The sequence below is a fragment of the Phormidesmis sp. 146-12 genome (assembly GCF_052939495.1).
The window spans coordinates 18,032-40,344 of sequence record NZ_JBJPHS010000015.1 but is presented as its reverse complement, the minus strand read 5'-3'; the positions used below and the strand labels follow the sequence as shown (position 1 = coordinate 40,344).

The window sequence follows — 22,313 nt, the reverse complement described above, 5'->3', positions numbered from 1 at the left end:
GATCGCGATCTACAACTTTTTTGCCAGTTCTTTAGACCACCTTCTAAACGTCGGGAAATTCGTTTGCAAAAATTTCTCCAGATCCAACTCACCTTCCGTCGCCAGACTCACAAACGGCGGAATTGCTGACAACGCCCACTTCACCTTAATCGCCGCCGAAGTCTCCGGTCGGTTCAATTTGTCCCGTAGTCCCAGCAAAATCTGCATGATTTCCGTCGGAGAGTCCTGCTGCGCCTCCAGCCGACCCACCGATTCGACAATTTCCGCCACAATGACTTCAGCATCTGGGTCTGCGATCACTTCCGGTGCAGACTTAGCCAAAATCTGCCAATACTCTTGCTCGTATTCACGAATTTTCGGCTTAATCTTTAGTCGTAATTCCTGCTCAATCTGAACTTTGGGCAATCCTCCTCTCAGCAAAGCTTCTTGTTCAAGCTCGGCTTGTTGCTCTTGAAGGATTTCTAACTGATTTTCTAGGTGACGCAAGCGATCGTGAGACATGAGAGTGGTTTTAGGGTTATCAGATTTCGATTGTGTCCCAAAATGCAGTGTCGGATTGCCCTGAATTTGAATAATCGGCTGGTCTTGCCTTTCATTTACCTGTAATCCTTGCCCACCAAAAATCTGCTGGACGTTTTTAGCATTCACATCCTCAAACCGAACCAACACCTGATGGATTTCTTGAGCGATCGACCTCACCATTTCCACAAATGCTGGATTCTCCATCTCCTTCAGCAAATAATTTTGCACCTGCTTTAGCTCAGGCTCTGACCCTTTTGCCGCTGCTTCTAGCAACTTATCTGTTCCCGGCTTGCCCTTAAAGCAACGATCCCAGACCACCTGTCCCAACTTTTGAATCGGTGCCGTTGCTGCTTCCACCACTTTTTCGCCAAGCTTGGAGCCTACCCCTTCATAGAGCTTATCGAGAATAATTTTTGCGATCGGAGTCGCCAGCAAAAGGGGAATTGTTTCCAACATAGATTCTAGTGACGAATGAGGAGAAGGGCTGTATCTTTTTTAGCAAAGAAATTCTCAATCCGCCCGGAAACTCCACGATCGATTTATCGGTTGTCTCATTTGAAAAGGGAACGATCGAGTTGAAAGAGGGACAATTGCTACCCAAACCCAAAACATTTCCATCTAAAACAAGAACATCCCAACTCAGAACAAGAACATCCCAACTTAGAACAAGAACGTCCCCGCCTAAAACGAGAACGCTTCCTTTTTTAATGCGACTAATCCGCCTGAACCCTACAAGAGTGCCTGCTGAGACTTTACCTTCTTGGGTCTGCGAGCAAACCGTTGCCCCAACTCATCCACCGCCGCCTCGAAGCCCGACCCCTGTCCGCTGACCTTAGCCTTCCTTAGATCCCAATAACTAATAACCAAAAACCAAAACCACGCCACCGAACTGTCTCACGACCAATTTAAGACTGCTATAGCCCAAAGATCCAAGCGCCTCTGAACGAGAACATCACAGCCACAAAGAACATCATTACTCCTCTCTGGTTACGGTTTCAAAAAGTGTGGTTTCGTGTCAAACTACCGCTTGCTGACTTGCTTCTGCATAGAGGAGTTTCGATCGCTTGAATCCGCAGATTTTTGGGCAGAAATTGCCGCCCTGGATCATCCGTCTTTTGCCGATCGTTTGGATCTTCCTGTTGAGTTGTCTGGTCTTTTTTGATCGACTCGGCAGCACGGGATTACTCGACGAAACAGAACCGCTCTTTGTCGAAGCCGCCCGTCAGATGACCGTCACCGGAAACTGGATCACGCCTTATTTCAACGAAGTCACCCGATTTGACAAGCCACCGCTAATCTACTGGCTGATAGCGATCGGCTTCAAAGCGATCGGAGTCAACGAATGGGCCGCCCGTCTCCCCTCCGCCCTCGCTGGCACGCTCCTCCCTGCCTTCTGCTTCCACATTCTCAACATCCATCGCAAAGCCAACGAACCTCACTCCTCACTCCTCACTCCTCACTCCTCACTCCCTTACCTCGGCTCCGCCATCTGTGCGCTCAATCTTCAGTCATTCTTTTTTGGGCGATTGGGCTACTCGGATATGGTGTTGAGTGTTTGCTTTGGAGGATCGCTGTTTGCCTTCTTTTTGGGATATCTTCAGGTCGATCGCCCCCAACTTCAAGCGCGTTTTTATCTGACGTTCTACGCCCTGATGGCGCTGGCAGTTTTGACCAAAGGGCCCGTAGGAATTGTGCTGCCGGGAGCGATCGTGCTTCTCTTTCTGTTTTGTGTGGGCAAGCTGCGAGAAGGGCTGAGAGAACTTAAACTTTTGCCGGGGATGCTGATCTTTTTAGGGTTGAGTGTGCCGTGGTATGGGGCGGCCTATCTTCAAAATGGAGCGGCTTTTGTAGACTCGTTTTTTGGGGTGCATAATGTCGATCGCTTTACCAGTGTCGTCAACCAACATCAAGGCCCGTGGTACTTTCACATTTTGATTGTGCTGGCGGGGTTCTTTCCCTGGTCGATTTATTTGCCTGCTGCGATCGGTCATTTTGCTCGACAAAACTGGAGACAGAAACCGCGATCGCAACACCTCGGACTGCTTGCTTTAATTTGGTTTGGGGTTGTACTGGGATTTTTTACGATCGCCGTCACAAAATACATTACTTACACCTTGCCGCTCGTTCCGGCTGCCGCCATTCTAGTCGCGCTGTGGTGGGATTATCAGATGCAAACTCAGTCCAAATCGTGGGCGTTTAAGCTGAGTGTCTATGTCAGTTTGGCGTTGTGTTTGACGCTGGCGGTTTGTGCGTTTTATAGTCCCAATTGGCTCGATAGTGATCCCTCCATGCCCAATCTGGGTGAGCGAATTCGACAAGCAAAATTGGATTGGGTTGGATTATTGATCTGGTTAGGAGGCGCGATCGCAGGCACAATTTTGATTTTTCAACACAAGATTCAGCGATTTTGGAGCGTTCAGTTAATCACTTACGCAGCATTCATTTTATTGTTTGTCACGCCCGTTTTTGGAGTGATCGATATTGAGCGACAACTGCCTTTGAGAAAGGTTGCCGAAACGGTGGTGCAAATTCGTCAGGCAGATGAACCGATCGTCATGGCGACCAATTCTTTTGAGAAGCCGAGTCTGGTTTTTTACACACAACAACCGATCGTGTTTCTCAACCGCGCCCGCAAACTGCCACCTTATCTAGAAGAATTCCGTCAGAAAAAACAGCGATCGATTCTGGTGATTACAACCAGCAGCACGCTACAAGAAGCCCAAATCTCACCTCAGCAGTACGAAATGCTAAAACAGGTAGGCGTTTATCAAGTCGTTCGTTTTCTGGGTCGGTAATGCAAACAATTCAAAAATGGTGGAGCAACAAAACGAAGCGGGCAATCTCAAAGAGATATCTGCCGAACCAGATCGTCACTCTGCTGATCGGAGGGCTGGTTTTTAGAAGTCTCGTCGCGTTTTTACTACCTCCAGGGTTTGACGAAGCGTACTACTACATTTACACGCTGCACCCCGACTGGAGCTATTTTGACCACCCGCCCCTCGTCGCCTGGACAACCGCTTTTGGCATCTGGCTTACAGGCAGCGTCTCACAATTTACGATTCGATTAGGGGGACTGCTACTCTACACCGCAACGCTGTACTTTCTCTACCGAGCCACCGTCCAGTTATTTTCTCAGAAGGCCGGCTGGTGGACATTGGCGATCGCCTCCTGCATTCCCATCTTTCAAATCGGCTTCGGCATTCTCACACTCCCCGATGGGCCGTTGATGTTTTTTTGGTCACTCTGTTTGTGGGTAGCGGCTTGCGAATTTTTTCCATCTGAACAAATATACCGTCCCACTTATCGATTAGCGCTGATCGGATTGCTCGTCGGCTTCGCATGTTTAGGAAAGTATCATGGCTTTTTGTTAGGCTTTGGTCTGCTGGCATTTGTGTTAACCAGTTCACCTCACCGTATCGCTCTAAAATCGCCCTGGACACTTCTTAGTTTTGGATTGTTTCTATTAACGATTTCACCCATTTTGTATTGGAATGGGCAACACGATTGGGCATCTTTTCGCTTCCAAAGTAATCGTGGCATTCCCTCCAAAGGCTACAGCGTTCCCAACGTCATCAAAACTGCCCTCATTCAGTCAGCCTACCTGTTTCCAACCTTCGGATTGCCGCTCTGGTGGGTATCCCTTAAAGGAATCATCCGCTCCCACACCCCCCACCCCACACCCCACACTCCTCACTCCTCACTCCTCACTCCTCACTCCTCACTCCTCCTCTGGATTTCCGTCCCCGCCTTCCTCAGCTTCACCCTGATCGGAGGCTATCAGCAAATCTTGCCCACCTGGACAATGCCCGGATTTTTTGCCGCCACCCCGCTGCTGGGTCAACAGGCCGCACTCTGGCAACAACGGCATCCAAAATTAACGAAACGATGGCTAAATGGGTCAGCGATCGTCATCTTCACCCTACTCCTGATTGCCCTCTCTCACGTCAGTTTTGGCACGCTACAGACTCCCAGCAGTACCGCATTTTTTGGAGGATTTCTCACGCCAGAAGAAGATGCGTCGATCGAGCTGGTAGATATTCAGCAATTACGGCGAGAGTTTGCCAATTCTCCACAGCTTTTGGCGGCGCTCAAATCGGCCGACTTTATGTTTAGCAATCGCTTTCATCTATCAGGACATGTGGCAATGGCGTTGACACCTTTGGCACCGATTCCGATGACTTGTTTTGATCAAAGAGACGTGCGCGGGTTTGCATTTTGGTCAACCGCAACAGAATGGATCGGCAAAACTGGGCTGTATATCACCTCAAGTCAATATCAGAAGCGAGAAGACTCGGCGGCTGAGTTTGCGCCCTATTTTAAGACCTTTCAAAAGTTAGGAGAAGTGCCACTCAGACGGGGTGGAATTGTCGTTGAAACCTTCTATGTCTATCGCGGAGAAACGTTGGTCAAACCTTATCCTCGTCCGGCGGGTGGCGTAAAGTCTTAGCTTGCTTGAAAGCGATCGCTCAGTTCGTTAATTTCAAACTTTTGGGCCCACTCAATCCAATCACTCGAAACTTTGACGGTCGCGGGCAGCAAAACTGCTACATACGTCTGAGGTTGCTGAACGAGCAGAATGCAATGATTTTGTCCATAAACGATCGCGTGGTCAAAGTCACCTAGTGAGAGCAGCGATCGCAGTCCCATCGTTTGAAAGGCAGTTTGAATCCACATCAGATTGGGGTTGTCTTCGGTGGCAAAATAGCATTGAGGCAACCCCTCTAAATTAAAGGTGGCAATTCCTAAAACAGAGTCTAATCTACTAATCAATGAAATCCTCTGGGAAAAGAGCGATGAGGTGAAAAAATCAGCTTTGAGCATTTCGAGTTAGTAGATTGGGTGGATCAAAGTATATCCTTAATTATTCATGAACTAAAAAACAAATCCCTATAACTTAAGGAATAATTTCTTTTCAGGTTTGTTGGCTTTGAAATAACAAATTGGGGTTTCCACTTAAGCAGATTTACGTGATTTAATTCCTAAAACTGTGAAGCTTTTAAGACTTGCGATCGTTCTACTAATCGATCTCTAAAAAAACTTCTAAAAAAACAGTCGGTCTGTCAGAAGTAGCTCTTTTTTCACCTGTAATTTCACACTCGACTAAGTGACTATCATTACAAAGCGGGAACCTGTAAATTCTCGATACGTCAACCGTTAAGTTGTATAAAAGGGCTGTCCATGCTGAAAAACCTTTTGTCTGGAGTCACGATCGGCACGATAGCGATCGCAAGCAATTTGAGCCTGACTCAGTGCGCTCATAGCTTTACTCCGGCCACACTGCCGCAGGCTACTTCTACAGCACCCAAACTGATTGCTCAAGCCGATCCATCATTAGCCGCGATGGAGCAATCCATTCTCAAGCAGATCAACCAATATCGCGCCACTCGCAAACTACCCGCCCTAAAGCTGGATTCTTCTATCACTCAGCAGGCGAGGCTTCATAGCCAAAATATGGCGAGTGGAAGGGTGTCTTTTGGTCATCAAGGCTTTGACCAGCGCATTCAAGAAATTGGTAAGACGATCGCTTATCGGGCTGCCGCCGAAAATGTGGCCTACAACATGGGCTACAAAGATCCGGCAACTCAGACTGTACAAGGCTGGCTCAAGAGTCCGGGGCATCTGAGAAACATTCAGGGGCAATTCAATCTCACCGGGATTGGCGTAAGCAAAAATGCCAAAAATGAGATCTACTTTACGCAGTTGTTTATCCGTGGATAGTACAAATTGGGAGTAGGAAAGGGAGCTTAGGGAATCAAAAAGGACTAGAATAATCGGGCAAATCACAGCAGGGCAGCATCTCCCTCCCGATTCCTACTCTTTTTTATGGACTCCAACGATTTTCAAATTTACACGGGCGATCTCTCCGCTGACATGCTGGAGACTTATTTGCAGACAGACGCGCTGGCCGTTGATACCGAAACGATGGGGTTGTTGCCTCTGCGCGATCGGCTTTGTCTCGTTCAACTCTGTGATGCTAGCGATCGGGTGACGGTCGTGCGAATCGATCGAGGTCAGACTCAAGCGCCTCATCTCAAACAGCTTTTAGAAGCACCTCACATTACAAAAATCTTTCACTTTGCCCGATTTGATATCACGACGCTGCGCCATCATTTGGGCATTCAGGTCAATCCTATCTTTTGTACAAAAATTGCCAGCAAGCTAATTCGCACTTATGCGCCGCGTCATGGTCTTAAGGATCTGATTCAGGAATTGGAGGGTGTGGAGTTAGACAAGAGTGCCGGAAGTTCTGATTGGGGCAACGCGATGAATTTGTCTGAAGCCCAACTTCGCTATGCGGCGAATGATGTCCGCTATTTGATCAGTGCTCGGCAAAAGTTAATCACTATGCTAGAGCGAGAGGAGCGACTAGACCTGGCTGAACAGTGTTTCCAATGTCTTCCCATCTTTGCGTCGCTGGACTTATTGCAGTATCAAAACATCTTCGATCATTAACAAAAATCTTCAGACATCTCACTACTGACGAATTTCTGGCACCGAGGCTGAAACTCTTACGAGTTGGGAACGATAGCTAGGCCTCTTACAGATTCATTAAGAGGCTTAATAGAAATCCTTCTGAAGTAATATGATCGAACCCATCCAAATCGATAACTCAGTCATTTCCTTCACAGCACCCAAATTTCACTTTGGGCAAAAAGTTCAAGTAAACCGAAGACCTGGTTATATCCTTGGAGCACAGCGCGAAAAGTATTGTTGGAGCTATTTAATTGTCGAGGGCGATCCGCCAAACAATGCCAGTGACGAGCATTGGCATGTAGAAACCGACATCTCTCCAATGGAGTAGAGCCAATCTAAATACATACAAATGCCTGCAAAAGCTTCTCTAAGATCAGTCTAAGGGAGGCTTTTTGCTTTCAACTTAGAATTTAGCTGGATTGTTCCATATAGCTGGATTGTTCCATATAGCTGGATTGTTCCATATACTGGTTGAGATCGTCAATGATCCGACTTAGTTCAGCTTCGGTGGTGATGCGAATCCGATCGTCCCTCAATGTAATCAGCACTTTGGCGGCGAATGGAGTGGGCCAAATATTGGGGTTGCAGAAGATTTCTAGAAAAACATCGCCCGTGTAGCGATATTCCATCGGCTTCTGAGGCGTTGCTCTAGTGCCAGGAGTTTTGGTAGCGGTGGCTTTCAGGCTTTCCATCAGTTGAGCGATCGCTCCCTTTAGGTCGGCAGCCGCTTCGGGGGTAAACCGAAAAGTAACAGAACCTTCGATTAAATTTAGAGTTAGGGATGTCATGACATAAAGCGATAAATCTTTCTTTTATGGTACGGCGATCGGGCTTCTAGAAATGTCTTTTTTGATTTCCGTTTTTTCATTTTCTCCCAAACCTGTGCTGTTATTGAAAACAGGGGGAAGGCTTACCTAGATTTGTGAAGCTAAAAAATGGGTCGCAAATCAGCCCCGATCGCTCATACCAGGAAAGAACAGATGCCCACATCGGATCGCCTCCAACTTGATGCCAACCCCTTGAGTTTATGGAGTTGTGATGCTCCGCTACAGACTGCTCTTGCGGTGAGTGCTGCCTCTCAGTCCGGTGTGGGAGGCTCGGTTCAGCCTGGGGTCTCTACTCAGGAGATGGACTTGGGAACGCTAGCCGGGACTCGCATATTAAGGGGTGATGTGAGCGATCGCAATCCCTTAGACAACTATCGATTTAGCGTTACCTCCAGCATTTCTGCCAGCATTACCTTAACTGGGTTGGCTAGTGACGCAGATATTCAATTAGTCCGCGATACTAACGGTAATAAAATTGTAGACGACAGTGATTCTATTGTTAATTCTCTTCAACGGGGCAGTGTTGCCGAATTAATTGGCGCAGAGTTATCTATCGGAACTTACTTTGTACAAGTCAAACAATTTAGCGGTGACACTCGCTATCATCTCAGCGTTTCCGAAGGCGATTGGTTTAGTACTAACTTACGCGATGCAGGACTGATTGGCGAAGCGCGCTACTTACTGTTTGCAGACGGCTCCCTCAATCGCAACGACATGATTACGCTGCTTCGAGAAACCAAAGACTACAGCACGATCGACCCTACAGAATTGACCGACTTGAGAGCGATCGTGACTCATGCGGCTCAGTTTGGAATGCCAGAATACGTCAAGGTTCTTGCCAACAAAGTCGTCTACAGTGAACCCGCCAATCTGCGCTCTGGAATCGGCAGTCTCTATGCCAACAGCAGCGCTGGACAACTCGATCGTCTGATCGGCAAATGGTTTTTGGGACAGGATCGTCCGATCGCGCTTTCCTACGATCGCACCACAACTTATCAATACGAATCTGTAAATGGCGATCTCTTTCAAAACGGAATCAGCTACCAGGATATCGTGCAGCAAGATGTATCAAACTGCTACTTGCTTTCGGCGTTGGGGGCGGTTGCGTTGCGCGCTCCTAATACCATTCTCAGCATGTTGATTGACAATCGAGACGACACTTACACGGTTCGCTTTTTTAACAAGGGCGTTGCAGATTATGTGACGGTCGATCGCTTTCTGCCCGTTCGTCCCGAAGGAGCGGCGGCCTTTGCCAGTTGGGGGGGCGGTCACTTCACCAATCCTAATAACGAACTATGGGTCGCCCTCATCGAGAAAGCCTATGCTCAACTCAATGAATCAGGCTGGATTGGTCAAGACAACAGCAACTCTTACAACGGTAAAACGATTGCGACTACAGCCACTTTTACCAACGCCAGTGGAATCAATTACGGATGGCCAGACGACACGCTGTCGCAACTGACAGGACGCACTACGAGCAGTCACACCCAACCCAATAACGCCAATCATCTGATCAGCTTAATGAACGCTGGCAGCATGGTTGCACTCAACACAAGAGCGACGGTTGAGTATGGTATTGCGGCCAATCACTCTTACACACTTCTTAACTACAACGCCATCAGCGATCGCTTTCAGCTTTACAATCCCTGGGGCACTCAAATCGAAGTCACACGCAAACAGATTGCAGACAACTTCAACAGTTGGGATTTTACAACCGTCTCTTGACAGGTTTAACGAAATGAAGACAAAAGCGATCGCTCTGTCTATTGATAGATTCTAAGTTGCTCAAGAAAGAAAACAACACTTTCTTAACGTCAGTTCGATGAGAGTGACTCGCTTCGTTTCAATCGGCTTCAGCCCCCTAAATCCCCCACAAGTGAGGGACTTTGAACGAGAAATATTGTCTCAAAGTCCCCCAAAATTGGGGGGTTGGGGGGCAGAAGTGCTGAATAACGAAGTGAGAAAACTCCATCGAATTCACGTTGCCTTAAATGACAAAGATACACATAAAGAAACAGCCTCTCAATCACAAAGACTCGCGCTTTTAACTGTCTTGCTCGATCGCTAGTTGACAGTAGCCTCAAGAGTTCACACACACTATAGAAAGCTGAAATCTGTAAGCAGTCAAGACTTCAGGATTTTTTAGCCCGCTCTGTTCTACACTAATCGTCATAGCAACTAAACGGTATCAGGTGGATCTTGTGATTCTGGACAATCGATCGACAGTACGCAAAGTATTAGTCGTTACTCTACTGCTCAACCTATTTGTCATGGCGCTCAAAACCGTCGTTGGATACTCAACAGGGTCGCTGAGTCTGCTGGCGGATGCCCTTCATAGCCTCACCGATAGCGCTAATAATATTTTGGGATTGATTGCCAGTCGCTTTTCATCTCCTCAGCCCGATCGCGACCATCCCTACGGACACCAAAAGTTTGAGGCGGTGGGCGCACTGGGCATTTCTGCCTTTCTAGGAGTTGCTTGTTTTGAGATTATTCAAGGCGCGATCGAACGGCTGATTGGCACCAACAAACCCATTCAAATCTCTGCAACCGAACTCTGGCTACTATTGCTGGTTTTGGGCGTGAATATCTTTGTGGCATTCTATGAGCGGGGAGAAGGAAAACGGGTCAGCAGTCCGATTTTGATTGCGGATGCCCAACACACCATGAGCGACGTGTGGGTGACGATTAGCGTGTTGGCTGGTTTGATTGGGATCTGGGCGTTTAACTGGCAATGGCTGGATGTGGCGTTGTCTTTTCCGGTGGCGATTCTGGTTTTTACGAGTGGATGGTCAGTGCTGCGCCAAAATTTGCCCTGGCTAGTGGATGAGATGGCGATCGCGCCCGAAGCGATTTACGAAACTGCAACGCAGGTGCCTGGAGTCCTAAATTGTCATGACATTGCCTCGCGGGGAGTGGTCGGTCGTCAATCTTTTATTGAAATGCACCTGATTGTAGATGCTCAAGATGTCGAGACGGCGCACCACATTACCGAAGAAGTCGAAACTCGGCTGGCGGAAAAGTACAGTCCTGTCAGAGTCCTGATTCACGTAGAGCCACCCGCTTATCAATCAGATCACATTAGCTATGAGGCGCGATCGTAAGACTCGTCTGCGAATAGTCACACCACAGTTTGGATTCAGGAGAGTTGGAAGGAGTCGATCGACTGCCCCACAACCCCGATCACCCAACAAGACCGCCACACTTTTGACTACAGTCTTTGAATATCTTGGCGAATGGTTTCGAGATCGATGTAGGAATCAGCAACGTTAATCAACGTATCATTGGTCATCGAACGCAAGCTAACCACTTCGATTTGCACACCTTGATAGCTAATTTGATTGACTGCATAAGTCAAATCGCCATCGCCACTGAGCAAAATCATCGTGTCGCAGTGAGCCGCTAATGTCAGCATATCGATCGCAATCTCAATATCCAGATTCGCCTTTTTGGAACCATCTGGAAGCTGGATTAAATCTTTAGTAACCACTCGATAGCCGTTGCGACGCATCCAATGTAAAAACCCTTGCTGCTTTTCGTTGGAGCGATCGACCCCCGTGTAAAAATAAGCCCGCACCAGACGACGATTTTTGGTTAAATAAGCCAGCAGCCGCGCATAATCGATTTCTAAATTGAGTTGAGAAGCCGCATAAAACAGATTGGAGCCATCAACCAAAATCACCACGCGATCAGACTCACGATAATCTAGAGCGTCATCGGTGTAGCGATCGCGCAAAATTCCAGTGTGCAGGTCACGAGAGCGTCTGTCATCTCCCACCTTTGACTGCTCGGTAAACGCAATCCAGGGTTGATTTGGCGGATGATCAGATTCAAACTTTTTAGAGGACTCTCCATCCCGTCGTGGTCGTGGAACTAGCTGCATTTTGAATGACTCCTTTAGAGCGGCATTTCGATCGAACTCATGGATGGAAAATTCGCCGTTAAAATAATTAAGTAAACATGACAGTGAACTGAAATAGGCACAGAGCTTCAAGAGTGGCTCGTTTTGAAAAGGAAGTAGGAGAAACTGCCCAGGCCTCAAACTCCGAATAGGTCAAACCCTGCCTTCAGAATCGTGTTCACAGTCTATCCTAAACGGAGAATTGAAGAGTCGGTTAAACTTCTCCTAAATCGCGTTTAAAGAAATTGAACAGTTCTTATCTTTTTTTATCTATTACTTGATTTCCCTAACAGTCTCTAGCATCGTTTGATACAAACACACAAATCTTATTATTTCTTAAGTATTAGTCCGACTTAATATGACTGATTAGTAAATCAAACCTTTCACATAAACAGATCCCCGACTTCTTGATGAAACCAGGGATCTGAGGAGATGTTGAATTTAACTTGTCAGCTTGCTATGAAGTTGACTATCAACTCACTGCTGACTAGTCGATCGGCTGCCGCTTCTCTAAGTCAAATTTGTAGCCTTGGGGCAGAATGTGCAACGTGGCACCACACAAAGCAAGTGGCTCATCTTTGAGAAGTTCATCAACGTTGTTATGAGTGATATTGGCAACATCCACAATTGTCACTGCCCCTTCGCCAATCACTTCTAACTCTTTGCCATTGATAGCGATCGCTGTATTTTCATCAATGCCAAATCCTAGATTAACAGGTTGTTGAGCAACGGCTGATAGGAGACGGCCAATTCTGCCGCGTTGGGCAAAGTGTTGATCGACCACCACACCTGGCAAAAAGCCCATGCCGCGATCCATTTGGGCAACTTCCATCCGAGGATTGGTTTCTGATTCGCCTTCAACAATCATCATGTCGGGCATCATCGCCGCGCCTGCACTCGTCCCCGCAATCACAATGCCTTCTGAAAACCGCTTATGCAACAAGGCTTCTAGTTCTGTGTCTTTGAGCAACTCGGTGATCCGTGCCTGATTGCCTCCCGTAAAAAAGACACCCGTTGCTTGCTCGATCAGTTCCAACGCTCTTGGGTCACTGGCATCTTCTGGTTTGGCATTGTCCAAAACTTTGACGCTCGCAACGCCCATTCCCTCAAAAAGTTCGGTGTATTGGGTGCCAACTTCTCCGGGCAATCCTGTTGCAACAGTCATGATCACAAGTCGCGCTTGCAGACCGCCCGATCGCCGCACAAATTCCCGCAGGATTTTGCAATCTCCTTCTTTGTCTTCTGCCCCACCAATGATTACTAGCTGTCCGTGTGTTTCGGGCAATGCGACACTTTCTTGAGGTTCAGTTTCTGCTGCCTCTTGCACCTGATTTGCGACCATGCTGCCTCCGAATTTGTGAGTATGTTGTTCACTAAATCATGACAGCCCAGCCACAAATAACATCCAATTGGTAGATTTCAATACAAAACATCTCTCAGTCTTGTGAAATAGAGACTGCTGACACTGGAATTTTTATACTATTTTTTATACTATTATTGTCCTCTAAGCTTTGAACATTTGAAGCCAGGTTAGGAGCTTGTTGGCGTTGCTGCAACTCTTTTAGAAATTGAAGAACATTATCTTCGAGGGGACGATCGCTAATTCTCTTGACAAACTTATCAAAGGGATTGAGATCCACGATGAATGATCCAATTTTCACGCCCACAGGTTCGAGATGTTTACCCAAAAGCTCTTGATGGAGTAGTGGAAAAGCCCGTTGCTTAAGTTGATTTAGTAACCACAAAACATCATTCTCGGCGTATGGTTTTTGTCCAGGATTGGCAACACTTCCAGCAATGGTGTCGCGATCAAAAGAGATCAAGCCCGTCAAATTAAATAAATCACTTTGAGCAATCAAACATTGGGTCTGTTTGCGCGTAGGTAATACACCTAATTGAAGGCGATCGAGCAGTTGAGCCAGCGCCCGAATCGGAATCGCACTCTCGGTATCTGAAATATCGGGTGCCAGCAAAAGTGAGGGTTGTCCCTTGATCGAAACGGTATTGGGGCGAAGGTCAGCAATGGCGTGTTTGAGTTGCTCAACTTGACGAGCATCCGTACAGGTTTCTAGAAGAGAAGGCCAGCGATCGTCGCTCAAAAATTCTAGTAGTGCAATGTATTTGCAGCCGAGACTGTGACCCATCCAAAAGTAGCGAGTTTTGTCTTGATAAAGGTCACATTCGTAGCCCAACTGTTGAGCCGTCAGCGCAATTTCTCGCCGCAGTTCATCCTGTTCTTTGAGCAGACCTACCGCCAGCGGCCAATGCCGAAAGCTAAACCGAAACGGCAGCGCAATCACTGTATAACCTGCCTCATAGACCCGTCTAAGCAAGTATCGGTAAAACAGTGTGGGAAACGTGCCAAAAAAAGCGCCTCCCATAAACTGTACTACGCCCCTCGGCTGAGGATGAATTGCAACCCAGCTAAAAGAAAGCGGTCGAAAGCAAAATTCTGCATTCATAACGGTGAAGGAGGAAGAGAAAGGACGGGAAGTGTGAAGTGTGATTGTGGGCAGCGATCGTTTCTCAGGAGAATTAGACGATGAACTCAACGCAATGCTTTACTTTGGTTGCATGAAGTTGTCCCTCAAATTCCCCACTTGTAAAGGACTTTGAACCAAAAATCCTGTCTGAAAGTCCTCCAGGTTGAGAGGTTCTGCCGTGTATGCACAAGTTGATCGATCTGTCATTGCTGAGATCCTTCGTCCCCTAAATTTCCCAAAAATGGGGGACTTTGAGCCGTCGTCATGGCTCTGAACTTTGGAAATCTTTCCTTGGTCAAAGTCCCCCAGAATGGGGGATTTAGGGGGCAGAAGCCGCCTGAAACGAAGCGACGACTTGTATGTACACGGTAGGGCTGGGAGGCAGAAGCACCTGAAACCGAAGCAGAAAACTTTGTCGAACTTACGTCGATCGAGGCTTCAACGCGAATTGTTGTAAATTCAATAAAGTCGTTGACTGCGTTATTGATCACGTCGTCTAATCAAACCCTCTAGTTAGGGAGAACTTCAAGCCATAAGTTTTGGTTCAAAGTTCCCCCATGAAGGATTTAACAACTTAGAGCGCAGACATTCTCAGCGGTAGATTTAGCTCGGCGAACGATTGATTTAAGGTTTCAATTTCGTTCCCATTTCCACTTCCGTTACCGTTGCCATTAGATAACATTGCAGCCAACATTGACACAAGATTTGCGGAGTCGGTTCCGTTTCCATTGGCAGGGGGCAGACTGGGGATTTCAGATGTGACTTCGATCCCGACTGCACTACCAGGCACCAACAGTCTAGAAGGCTCAGAGGGCACCAGATTGAGCGCTTTGCCGCTTGCCAATGTTAGAGAGTAGTTGATTTGGTCAAAGTCAGCACTGTTGGGATTGCTGGGGAAATCGTTGGGCAAAAACGTGCCGCGAATTTCAGCATTGAGTAGCACTTTGGCGGGCTGAGGCAGTTGGGGTTTGCCAATCAGTTTTTCAAACGGAGTCGAACCCGAAAAATCGCGAGGCAACGACAGCGACACATAGCCGCGAATTTCTAACTGGGGATCAGGCAAACTGGCAAACTTGGTGACATCAGGTAGCAGTTCGACAGAAGCCGTTTTTTGAGCAGGAATAATAAACTCCTGGCTCACATATCGACCCGTCATGCCAATGCGATTGAGCGTCAAGATGTTGTTAAACCCAGCAATGTCGTAGATCAAAAAGGTGTTGCCTTCTAGAATGCGATCGACCGCATCCATATCCGCGGGACTGTCAGGCAAACTGATGCGAAACTCTAATCGATATCTCAGATCTTTGGCTTCGAGGTTAGAGATTGTCAAAAAGTAGCCTTGAACGACGCGACGCGCGACCGATTGCGCTGCGGGAGGTAATGCCATTTTAGGAGCAATTCGCTTGACCAAGAGTTCCAGGGTTGAGACTTCTATCATGGGTTCCTTTGAGAATTGGGTGTAGGCTGTACTTCTCAAATTCTGCTAATTTTCCTAAACTTCTACAGTGCCCATGCGGGTAATCTGTTTTGGAGGCAGGAATGAATGATTTGAAGGTGCGATCGATGTCGCTGGCGGATGTGCAATTGGCGTTAGATTGGGCTGCTCTGGAAGGCTGGAATCCGGGACTTGAGGACGCGATCGCGTTTTATGCAGCAGATCCCGCAGGCTTTCTCAAGGCAGAGATCAATGGAGAAATGATCGGCTGTATTTCGGCGGTTTGTTACGATCGCACCTTCGCATTCATCGGTCTATACATTGTCAAACCAGAGTGGCGGAAACGGGGCTACGGGCAACAGATTTGGCAAGCTGCGTGGCAGCAATTATCTACAAGATTAGAGCCGTCTCAGCACTGGATTGGACTGGATGGAGTGGTCGATCGAGAAGCCACTTGTTGCCGCCTTGAGTTTATCCCGGCTTATCGTCATGTTCGTCATGTTTATCAAGCGTCGAGCCATGCACAAGGATCTGCACCCGTCCCATCTGATGAAGTGACTCCATTAATCAATGTGCCGTTCTCAGAGCTTGTCCGTTATGATGCCGAACTCTTTTTAGCCAGTCGTCCTCACTTTCTAAAACCCTGGATTTCTGTCCGAGGAGGAGCCGCCTACGGCGTGTTGTCCAGCGATCGCTTGGTGGAATATGGCGTGTTACGTCCTTGTCGTCAAGGTTTCAAAATTGGGGCTTTGTTTGCTGATCACGTTGACATTGCGGATTGTATTTTTCGTGCTTTGATCGGTCATGTTGCAGATCAACCTGTCTTCATTGATCTACCTGATGTGAATCCAGCGATCGCGTCTCTAATTCAAAAGTACCGACTACAGCCTGTGTTTACCTGTGTCCGCATGTATCATGGTCGGATTCCAGACGTAGAGAGCGATCGTATTTTTGGTGTCACCAGTTTGGAGTTAGGTTAGGTTTCATCTCTGATTTTTCAGGAACCCTCAAAAGAGGAGCCTTGACCTAATTCAAATGTATGAACCTAATAACTATGATGTGGAAGCTGAGTTAGTCTCGCCCTTCAAATCCAAATGCTTCTTAACAAGTTTCAACAGCTCTGGAGGGTGGGGAGGTTTAATTAAAAATTCGGTTGCACCAACCATTGTTGCATGGATTCGATCAATTGAAGACTTGTTCTGGCCCGTAAGAATAATAACGGGGGTTTCTTTGAATGCAGGGGTATCTCGTAAAAATTTGCAGATACTATAGAATCCATTTGACATCTATTTAAGTTGCTAATCGCTTCACCATCAACCGAATGAAGCAAAGATTGAGCTTTGTTCTTGCATGTTCTAATGTCCACTCAAAGTTTTTGACCAAGTTCTTGCACCGTTCTACCCAACTATTAGACCGCTCTCTTGCCCAGTCGATGGCGGACGGAGGGAAACCCTCCTACAGGGCTGTGCGCTCAATTACCCATCGCACTGCCACGGGCACAAACCCTGACTTGCCTTGAACCGCCTTCTGAGCCTTTGACGGTTTCTCTGACACCTCAAACTCAATCTTAGTCATAATCTCTGGACAGACCTGCTCCAGCGCTTTCTGAAGCTTGTTAGGGTGATAGCCGTGGTCGAGCAAAAGGGTCGCCTTGGGCAGGTCGGAAGGCTTTTGTCGGAAGTAGTCGATGTTCTGGGTCAGCATCTCAATGAGTCCTTGGTCATCGGTCACATTCGCCCTGGTGCAGTGGGTAAAAAACGGAAAGCCTAAGCTATCAACCGCCAGATGCCGTTTGATCCCATTCGTCGCTTTGATTGCACACCATATCCTTGCTGATATTACGATTGCTGATATTACGATCAACGAGGAGATCTTTATCTTATACCAAATTCACTAGTTACTGATACAGATCCTCGCCCCCTAAATCCCCCATTTTGGGGGACTTTGAAACGGCTTCCCTGATGGGGTTTTTTCAAATCTGAGAGATAGAAATCGGTTAATTAACTGATTTTTATGAGTATCATTTGTTGGTTGATTTGGTATTAAACGCTCCAGAGGAGTGGGGCTGTTTTCCAGAGATTCAACAAAATATCACTAGCGTTGATTGGTTAAACAACAGAACTAATGGTAACGGTGATGACGATGGAGAGCGATCGGAGGGTCTTCAATCTTTATCAGTACAGCAGCTTAAATTTTGCCCAACTGCGACCTCGGAAGAAAGAGCAATTCTACAAGAGCGAACAAACAGGCTCAAACAATCCGCAGATGGGAAACATGCAGAAGGATTAAATCCTTTAGCGGTGATCGCGTTGGGCAATGAGGTTTTTGGATTTGACTTAAAAATCATCAAAGAATTTCTAGATGTTCGTCAAGTCATTCCGATTCCTTGCTGTCCCAGTCATTTTGTTGGAAACATTAACTTTCGGGGTGAGATTCTTACTTTAATTGATATTAAGGAGTTGTTAAATCAGCCATTAAAGACGTTTGTTAGTCCTGCTAAAGTTATGGTCATCGAGGTTAATAGCCTTGTGGTTGGTATCGTGGTTGATGGAATTCGAGATACCATGTTTTTGTTAAATCCACGCGAATTGTCCAAGATCTCAAATGCGATCGAGTCCGTGCCCGTTGACTATCTTCAAGGAACAGTGCCTTATCAAGAGCGATCGCTGTACATCTTTGATCTACCTACATTATTTGCAAAAGGACTAATCACTCAGTAGAGTGACAAACTCTCTAGCTCAAAGTTATTTAGGGAAATGATACTAAAAGGGTAGTGAGAAGTGCTACCCTACAAGTCCTTCAAGTCTCCTTCCTCATCACTGCCATTCCTGTAGCTGAGAAAGCCAGTTTTGCATCAAGGTTGTGACTCGCTCTCGACGGGTTTCAAAGTTAGCAGCCACCCAGATTAGGAGAATTCCAATACACAGACCAATTACCCACTTGAGGAATGAGTAGACCGTAGCTAAAATCACAAGCTGATTGAATACATTAAGCAAAAAGACAGCCGTTCCGACATACAGAAATGCACGGGTCTTTAGTCCCAGTCCGGCAAAAATCGCAATCAAGCTGACAATGCCAGGAAGGATACCATAGTTCTCTTGAGTAAACAAAGCAACAATGCAAATTAAACCCGCTCCACAAATCCGAACATAGTGGCGAGATTCATGCTTGTCTGATTGCTGAAAAGATGGCTCAATGTAAGCAAAGTACAAAGTTGAGACCCCGATCGGTAGCACCTGCCAGAACAACAAATCAACATTCAGCCGATTTAACTGACTCAAAACTAACCAATTTAGTAAGCCAACGCTGAGATAAGTCCAGCGTACTTCTCGACGAATGGAAGCAACTAAACTATAGAAAACGCCTGTAACAATCAGACTGAGCGGCTGTACGATCGCTGCCGTTCCCACCAGCACCAAAAGAGGAACCGCCAACGAAACCCTTTGCCAGGAGCGCTTTGCCCAACCCAACCGATCCCACGGAGTCACGAAGATCAAGAAGGCAGCGATCGCCGTAAGTGCCCCCGCATAAGGACGGAAAATGCTGCTAAAAATTCCGCTAAACCAGGGTTTTGTGCTGAGATACCAGGCTAACCCTGCGGCTTCTAAGAGACCTGCGTAGAGCCAAAACTCGGCTGTTGTGAGGCTAGGGTGTCGTCGTGCCTGAAAAATGGCATACAGCGAGAGGATCATTCCTGTTGTAAAACCAATTAGCGCTAAAGTTCCAGGAGTGGGGACGAGTAATGTGAGAACAGCCGCTCCGATTAAAATAAGGCTACTCATTCCCCAGTGAAGATGGGCCAGTTGTTTCACTTCGGCAAGACTTAATCGAAAGTAGTTTGACCACAGCGGAAATAGCCATCTGTAGAGCGCCATCAGAACGGCACCAAGGGTTGCCATAGCCATTAAGCGATCGCTCCAATCTAATGCCTGAATTTGATAAAACAGCAGTTCATAAGCCGATAGAGAGATGCCGATCGCGCCCAAATAAGTCAATGGTTTAAGCGTCGGAAGGCGGCGACCGACTCCAATGGCAATCAGCGCCACACCCAGAGAAATCATGCCCGTCCACGACTCAAAGGTTTGCAGACGCAGGAACAGCGCAAAGCTACCGTAGACCAAAGGCAATCCATGCCAAACCCAAAATCCATTTGTCTGCCGTCGATCGCCCACCACTTGAGTCGCCAATCCTAATCCGACGTTGATAATGCTCAGATAGGGAATGGAGGGTTCTGCCCAGGCCAGGCTTTCGGCAACTAGTAACTCTAAGCCCAGTCCGATGACCCAAAATGATAGCTCTGAGCGGGTTTGCCAGGTACGGGTGCTGGCGGCTGTCACGAGGAAAATTGCTGCCAGGACAACTAGGGAGGGCGAAGTAAGCGCTGCGTAAAGTGCGATCGCATGAACCGTTGAACCAATCAAAACCCCTGCACAGAGAAACAGGGCCCACCCATCGCTGGCAGTTTCATAAAGGGCAAGAATTTGTGAGGTTCGAGTTTGAAAGATTCCACGCAGTTGCCAAAGTAGGGTTGTAGCGATCGCACCCACCAAAAGCCAACTTTCTGCTTCTCGCATTCCTGGCACCCAATGCCAAAGCAGCCAACTGATAAACGTTAAGCTGAACCCAATTGCGATCTGAGCCGCTTCGAGTTGGAGCAAACAGCGTGAGTTTACGACCGTCAATAAGGCTGCTAACCCCAAGCTAAAGAGTCCTGTTTCTGGAGATTGTAAAGTAAGAAACTGAACCGCCAGAAGCGCGATCGTGCTGACGCAGGCTGCAATTCGTCGTCTGTCTGAGGATCGAACGGCAATTCCAGTTAACGCTAAAGGAATCACTAACCAACTGGTTGATAAAATTGGTGGAGCTTTCTCTAATAATAGCGTATAGGATGCAGCCGCAAAGCCGAATCCAACATACCAGGCGCTTTTCTGCAACACAGTTTGAACGGTTACGCTAAAAACCCACTCTGCGATCGTGAACACGAGCAAGACTCCTGCCCAATGGCTCTGGTCTAAATCTGGAAACCAATAGTGAATCGCAGATAGAATTGTAAATAACCCAATGAGATGAGTGAAATGAACTAAAGAATCATAGGCTAAACGAGAACGACAGCGCCAGGTAACGCATACCAGCGTGACAGTCGATAAGAATAAATTACAGGTTTGAGTCAGGGGCACAAATACACTCAGCCCAGTGAACAAAATTCCCAACGCTAATGCAATTCTGGCAGCGAGTTTTTCTAAGGCTGGTTTCTGCTGCTGGTGCAACCATTCTGACAATGCTAGCGTGATAGGCACGTAGGGAAATAAAATCAACCCTAACAATGCTGCTGGGATTCCTTGAGTTTCAGTCAGGCGCGTAGAAAATTCAACAATCTGTACCTGAGTTGTCGGAGGAATCAAGCGCCAAAGTAACCAGGACATTTGTAGCGCGATCGCGACCAGTCCCACGACCTCAAATCGCCGCCAAAATCGACGCAGCCGTTCTACACAAACCCATAGTCCGATCGCACTCACGACCAGCGCCTGCCAGGGCACGCTGCCGACAGACACTAACCAGCCCAAACCAAGCAATCCACTGCTGAGTGACCACGATCGCCGCGATCGTTCTGTTTGTTGAGCAAATCGAGCCGTCAGCCAGCCACAAATTCCAAACGCTAGACCCAACTGAGCAACATCCACACCGACAATAAACACCGCCCGGATCAAGAGAAGCGCTAAGGCAAACCCAAGCAGTGACAGTAATTTGGACGACGATCGAGGACGTGCGATCGTTAGCCCAACCGCAGCAAGATAAATCGCTAAAATCGGAAATTGTGCGAATTCCCAACCGCTTTGTAAATAGCTGAGTCCCAAATAGCAGAGCAGCGATCGTGTTTTTTCGACGGCACTAGCAGAGAGTAACGAACTTTTAAATAGTGGAAATGTGATTGCTGTGAGAATCAAACCTGCGATCGCTGCCGTTACCCCATTCTGAAGCTGAAAAGACTGAAGGAGAAAACGGTCGATCGCCCAAAAATTAACCGGAACCAACAATAGCGCGATGATTTGTAGCGTCGAGGCTGTCAGCCGCAAATTTTCTTGACGACCCGCCCAGGTTGAGACACCCCAAAAGCTCAAGGTGTAAGCCAACAGCACAAGATACTGACCCACAGACGGAAAGTTTTGCCACTGACTCGCCGCCAGCACCGCCGAAGACACAATCACCATAAACACGCCCAACACCAGCAGCCAAACGACGCTGAGTTCTGCCATGAAGGATTGCATAAATCGAGTCAAAAAATTGCTCGGAGCCGGCCCAGGTTGAGAACGCTGCTCTCTGGGAATCGTTGTGATAAAGTCCGTGACTGCGACTTCCGACGGGTCACTCGAAGAGCTGGCTTCTCTGACAACGGGAGCCACCAAAACGTCTGGCAAAGCACAAATTAAATAAAGACGGCTCAACGACTGAACTTGTCGATCGGTCAGTAAATCAAGCTGCAACCAGGCTTCTAACCCATTTAACAGATTGGGATGATTGGCATCTAGATCGACGGTGATGGGGCGAGGAGAAGAGGTCATAGGACGCTTCTAAACAAGGGTGAATGGCAAATTACTCACAGCTAACCACTTGCGCTTCACTCTATCGGAGCGCCTCTTCTGGTAGCAGGATCAATCACCCATTTTCTCAAC

At 47.5% G+C, this 22,313-nt stretch carries 18 protein-coding genes; 9 read left to right on the top strand and 9 right to left on the bottom strand.

Going from position 1 to position 22,313, the window contains the following annotated elements; all coding sequences use genetic code 11:
- Positions 1-9 precede the first annotated feature (9 nt).
- Positions 10-978 carry a hypothetical protein gene (locus ACKFKF_RS09245; protein WP_446867459.1) on the bottom strand — a complete coding sequence of 323 codons (969 nt, stop codon included), beginning with the start codon at positions 976-978 and terminating at the stop codon, positions 10-12.
- 608 nt (positions 979-1,586) lie between these two features.
- Between ACKFKF_RS09245 and ACKFKF_RS09240 the strand changes: the two genes are divergently transcribed.
- Both ACKFKF_RS09240 and ACKFKF_RS09235 read left to right on the top strand, forming a co-directional pair.
- Positions 1,587-3,317, top strand: a complete 1,731-nt coding sequence (locus ACKFKF_RS09240; protein WP_446867458.1) for an ArnT family glycosyltransferase — start codon at positions 1,587-1,589, stop codon at positions 3,315-3,317.
- Positions 3,317-4,969 (top strand): ArnT family glycosyltransferase, encoded by a 1,653-nt coding sequence (locus tag ACKFKF_RS09235; protein WP_446867457.1) that lies wholly within the window; start codon positions 3,317-3,319, stop codon positions 4,967-4,969. Before ACKFKF_RS09240 ends, ACKFKF_RS09235 begins: the two co-directional genes overlap by 1 nt.
- Here ACKFKF_RS09235 and ACKFKF_RS09230 read toward each other — a convergent pair.
- A complete protein-coding gene (locus tag ACKFKF_RS09230) occupies positions 4,966-5,292 on the bottom strand; it encodes a hypothetical protein (RefSeq protein WP_446867456.1) in 327 nt (108 codons plus the stop codon). The two genes, ACKFKF_RS09235 and ACKFKF_RS09230, sit on opposite strands and share 4 nt — an antisense overlap.
- Positions 5,293-5,700: 408 nt before the next feature.
- Here ACKFKF_RS09230 and ACKFKF_RS09225 point away from each other — a divergent pair, with 408 nt between their 5' ends.
- From ACKFKF_RS09225 to ACKFKF_RS09215, 3 genes are all read left to right on the top strand, one after another.
- A complete protein-coding gene (locus ACKFKF_RS09225) occupies positions 5,701-6,240 on the top strand; it encodes a CAP domain-containing protein (RefSeq protein ID WP_446867455.1) in 540 nt (179 codons plus the stop codon).
- A 105-nt stretch (positions 6,241-6,345) separates the two neighbouring features.
- Positions 6,346-6,975, top strand: a complete 630-nt coding sequence (locus ACKFKF_RS09220) for a ribonuclease H-like domain-containing protein (RefSeq protein ID WP_446867454.1) — start codon at positions 6,346-6,348, stop codon at positions 6,973-6,975.
- 130 nt (positions 6,976-7,105) lie between these two features.
- Complete coding sequence (locus ACKFKF_RS09215) at positions 7,106-7,324, top strand: hypothetical protein (protein WP_446867453.1); 219 nt, start codon at positions 7,106-7,108, stop codon at positions 7,322-7,324.
- 82 nt (positions 7,325-7,406) lie between these two features.
- Here the strand turns inward: ACKFKF_RS09215 and ACKFKF_RS09210 are convergent, their stop codons facing one another.
- Complete coding sequence (locus tag ACKFKF_RS09210; RefSeq protein WP_446867452.1) at positions 7,407-7,784, bottom strand: hypothetical protein; 378 nt, start codon at positions 7,782-7,784, stop codon at positions 7,407-7,409.
- A gap of 147 nt (positions 7,785-7,931) precedes the next feature.
- Here ACKFKF_RS09210 and ACKFKF_RS09205 point away from each other — a divergent pair, with 147 nt between their 5' ends.
- On the top strand, positions 7,932-9,548 hold the full coding sequence (locus ACKFKF_RS09205; RefSeq protein ID WP_446867451.1) for a C2 family cysteine protease: 1,617 nt from the start codon (positions 7,932-7,934) through the stop codon (positions 9,546-9,548).
- Between the two features lie 467 nt (positions 9,549-10,015).
- Positions 10,016-10,927, top strand: coding sequence for a cation diffusion facilitator family transporter (locus ACKFKF_RS09200; protein ID WP_446867450.1), 912 nt, complete (start codon positions 10,016-10,018; stop codon positions 10,925-10,927).
- A 107-nt stretch (positions 10,928-11,034) separates the two neighbouring features.
- On the opposite strand, the gene ACKFKF_RS09195 is transcribed toward ACKFKF_RS09200, so the two are convergent.
- The 4 genes from ACKFKF_RS09195 to ACKFKF_RS09180 all read right to left on the bottom strand — a co-directional run bounded on the left by ACKFKF_RS09195 (position 11,035) and on the right by ACKFKF_RS09180 (position 15,645).
- Positions 11,035-11,706, bottom strand: coding sequence for a LabA-like NYN domain-containing protein (locus tag ACKFKF_RS09195; RefSeq protein WP_446867449.1), 672 nt, complete (start codon positions 11,704-11,706; stop codon positions 11,035-11,037).
- 505 nt (positions 11,707-12,211) lie between these two features.
- Positions 12,212-13,066, bottom strand: coding sequence for a cyanophycinase (locus ACKFKF_RS09190; protein ID WP_446856395.1), 855 nt, complete (start codon positions 13,064-13,066; stop codon positions 12,212-12,214).
- A 94-nt stretch (positions 13,067-13,160) separates the two neighbouring features.
- Positions 13,161-14,276, bottom strand: coding sequence for a DUF1350 family protein (locus ACKFKF_RS09185; protein WP_446867448.1), 1,116 nt, complete (start codon positions 14,274-14,276; stop codon positions 13,161-13,163).
- 505 nt (positions 14,277-14,781) lie between these two features.
- Positions 14,782-15,645 carry a hypothetical protein gene (locus tag ACKFKF_RS09180; protein ID WP_446867447.1) on the bottom strand — a complete coding sequence of 288 codons (864 nt, stop codon included), beginning with the start codon at positions 15,643-15,645 and terminating at the stop codon, positions 14,782-14,784.
- A gap of 101 nt (positions 15,646-15,746) precedes the next feature.
- Here ACKFKF_RS09180 and ACKFKF_RS09175 point away from each other — a divergent pair, with 101 nt between their 5' ends.
- Positions 15,747-16,622: a GNAT family N-acetyltransferase gene (locus ACKFKF_RS09175; protein WP_446867446.1), complete on the top strand. Its 876-nt coding sequence runs from the start codon at positions 15,747-15,749 to the stop codon at positions 16,620-16,622.
- Between the two features lie 475 nt (positions 16,623-17,097).
- Here the strand turns inward: ACKFKF_RS09175 and ACKFKF_RS09170 are convergent, their stop codons facing one another.
- Positions 17,098-17,505, bottom strand: coding sequence for a transposase (locus ACKFKF_RS09170; protein ID WP_446867445.1), 408 nt, complete (start codon positions 17,503-17,505; stop codon positions 17,098-17,100).
- Between the two features lie 164 nt (positions 17,506-17,669).
- Here ACKFKF_RS09170 and ACKFKF_RS09165 point away from each other — a divergent pair, with 164 nt between their 5' ends.
- Positions 17,670-18,362: a chemotaxis protein CheW gene (locus ACKFKF_RS09165; RefSeq protein WP_446867444.1), complete on the top strand. Its 693-nt coding sequence runs from the start codon at positions 17,670-17,672 to the stop codon at positions 18,360-18,362.
- A 96-nt stretch (positions 18,363-18,458) separates the two neighbouring features.
- Here ACKFKF_RS09165 and ACKFKF_RS09160 read toward each other — a convergent pair whose 3' ends face one another.
- The gene (locus ACKFKF_RS09160) at positions 18,459-22,202 is read right to left on the bottom strand and encodes a hypothetical protein (RefSeq protein ID WP_446867443.1); all 3,744 of its coding nucleotides are present in this window, start codon (positions 22,200-22,202) and stop codon (positions 18,459-18,461) included.
- Between the last annotated feature and the right edge of the window lie 111 nt (positions 22,203-22,313).

Coding starts and splice junctions, on each gene's coding strand:
- ACKFKF_RS09215 (WP_446867453.1), top strand. CDS start 7,106: ATGATCGAACCCATCCAAATCGATAACTCAGTCATTTCCTTCACAGCA.
- ACKFKF_RS09205 (WP_446867451.1), top strand. CDS start 7,932: ATGGGTCGCAAATCAGCCCCGATCGCTCATACCAGGAAAGAACAGATG.
- ACKFKF_RS09225 (WP_446867455.1), top strand. CDS start 5,701: ATGCTGAAAAACCTTTTGTCTGGAGTCACGATCGGCACGATAGCGATC.
- ACKFKF_RS09175 (WP_446867446.1), top strand. CDS start 15,747: ATGAATGATTTGAAGGTGCGATCGATGTCGCTGGCGGATGTGCAATTG.
- ACKFKF_RS09245 (WP_446867459.1), bottom strand. CDS start 978: ATGTTGGAAACAATTCCCCTTTTGCTGGCGACTCCGATCGCAAAAATT.
- ACKFKF_RS09220 (WP_446867454.1), top strand. CDS start 6,346: ATGGACTCCAACGATTTTCAAATTTACACGGGCGATCTCTCCGCTGAC.
- ACKFKF_RS09195 (WP_446867449.1), bottom strand. CDS start 11,706: ATGCAGCTAGTTCCACGACCACGACGGGATGGAGAGTCCTCTAAAAAG.
- ACKFKF_RS09180 (WP_446867447.1), bottom strand. CDS start 15,645: ATGATAGAAGTCTCAACCCTGGAACTCTTGGTCAAGCGAATTGCTCCT.
- ACKFKF_RS09235 (WP_446867457.1), top strand. CDS start 3,317: ATGCAAACAATTCAAAAATGGTGGAGCAACAAAACGAAGCGGGCAATC.
- ACKFKF_RS09190 (WP_446856395.1), bottom strand. CDS start 13,066: ATGGTCGCAAATCAGGTGCAAGAGGCAGCAGAAACTGAACCTCAAGAA.
- ACKFKF_RS09210 (WP_446867452.1), bottom strand. CDS start 7,784: ATGACATCCCTAACTCTAAATTTAATCGAAGGTTCTGTTACTTTTCGG.
- ACKFKF_RS09160 (WP_446867443.1), bottom strand. CDS start 22,202: ATGACCTCTTCTCCTCGCCCCATCACCGTCGATCTAGATGCCAATCAT.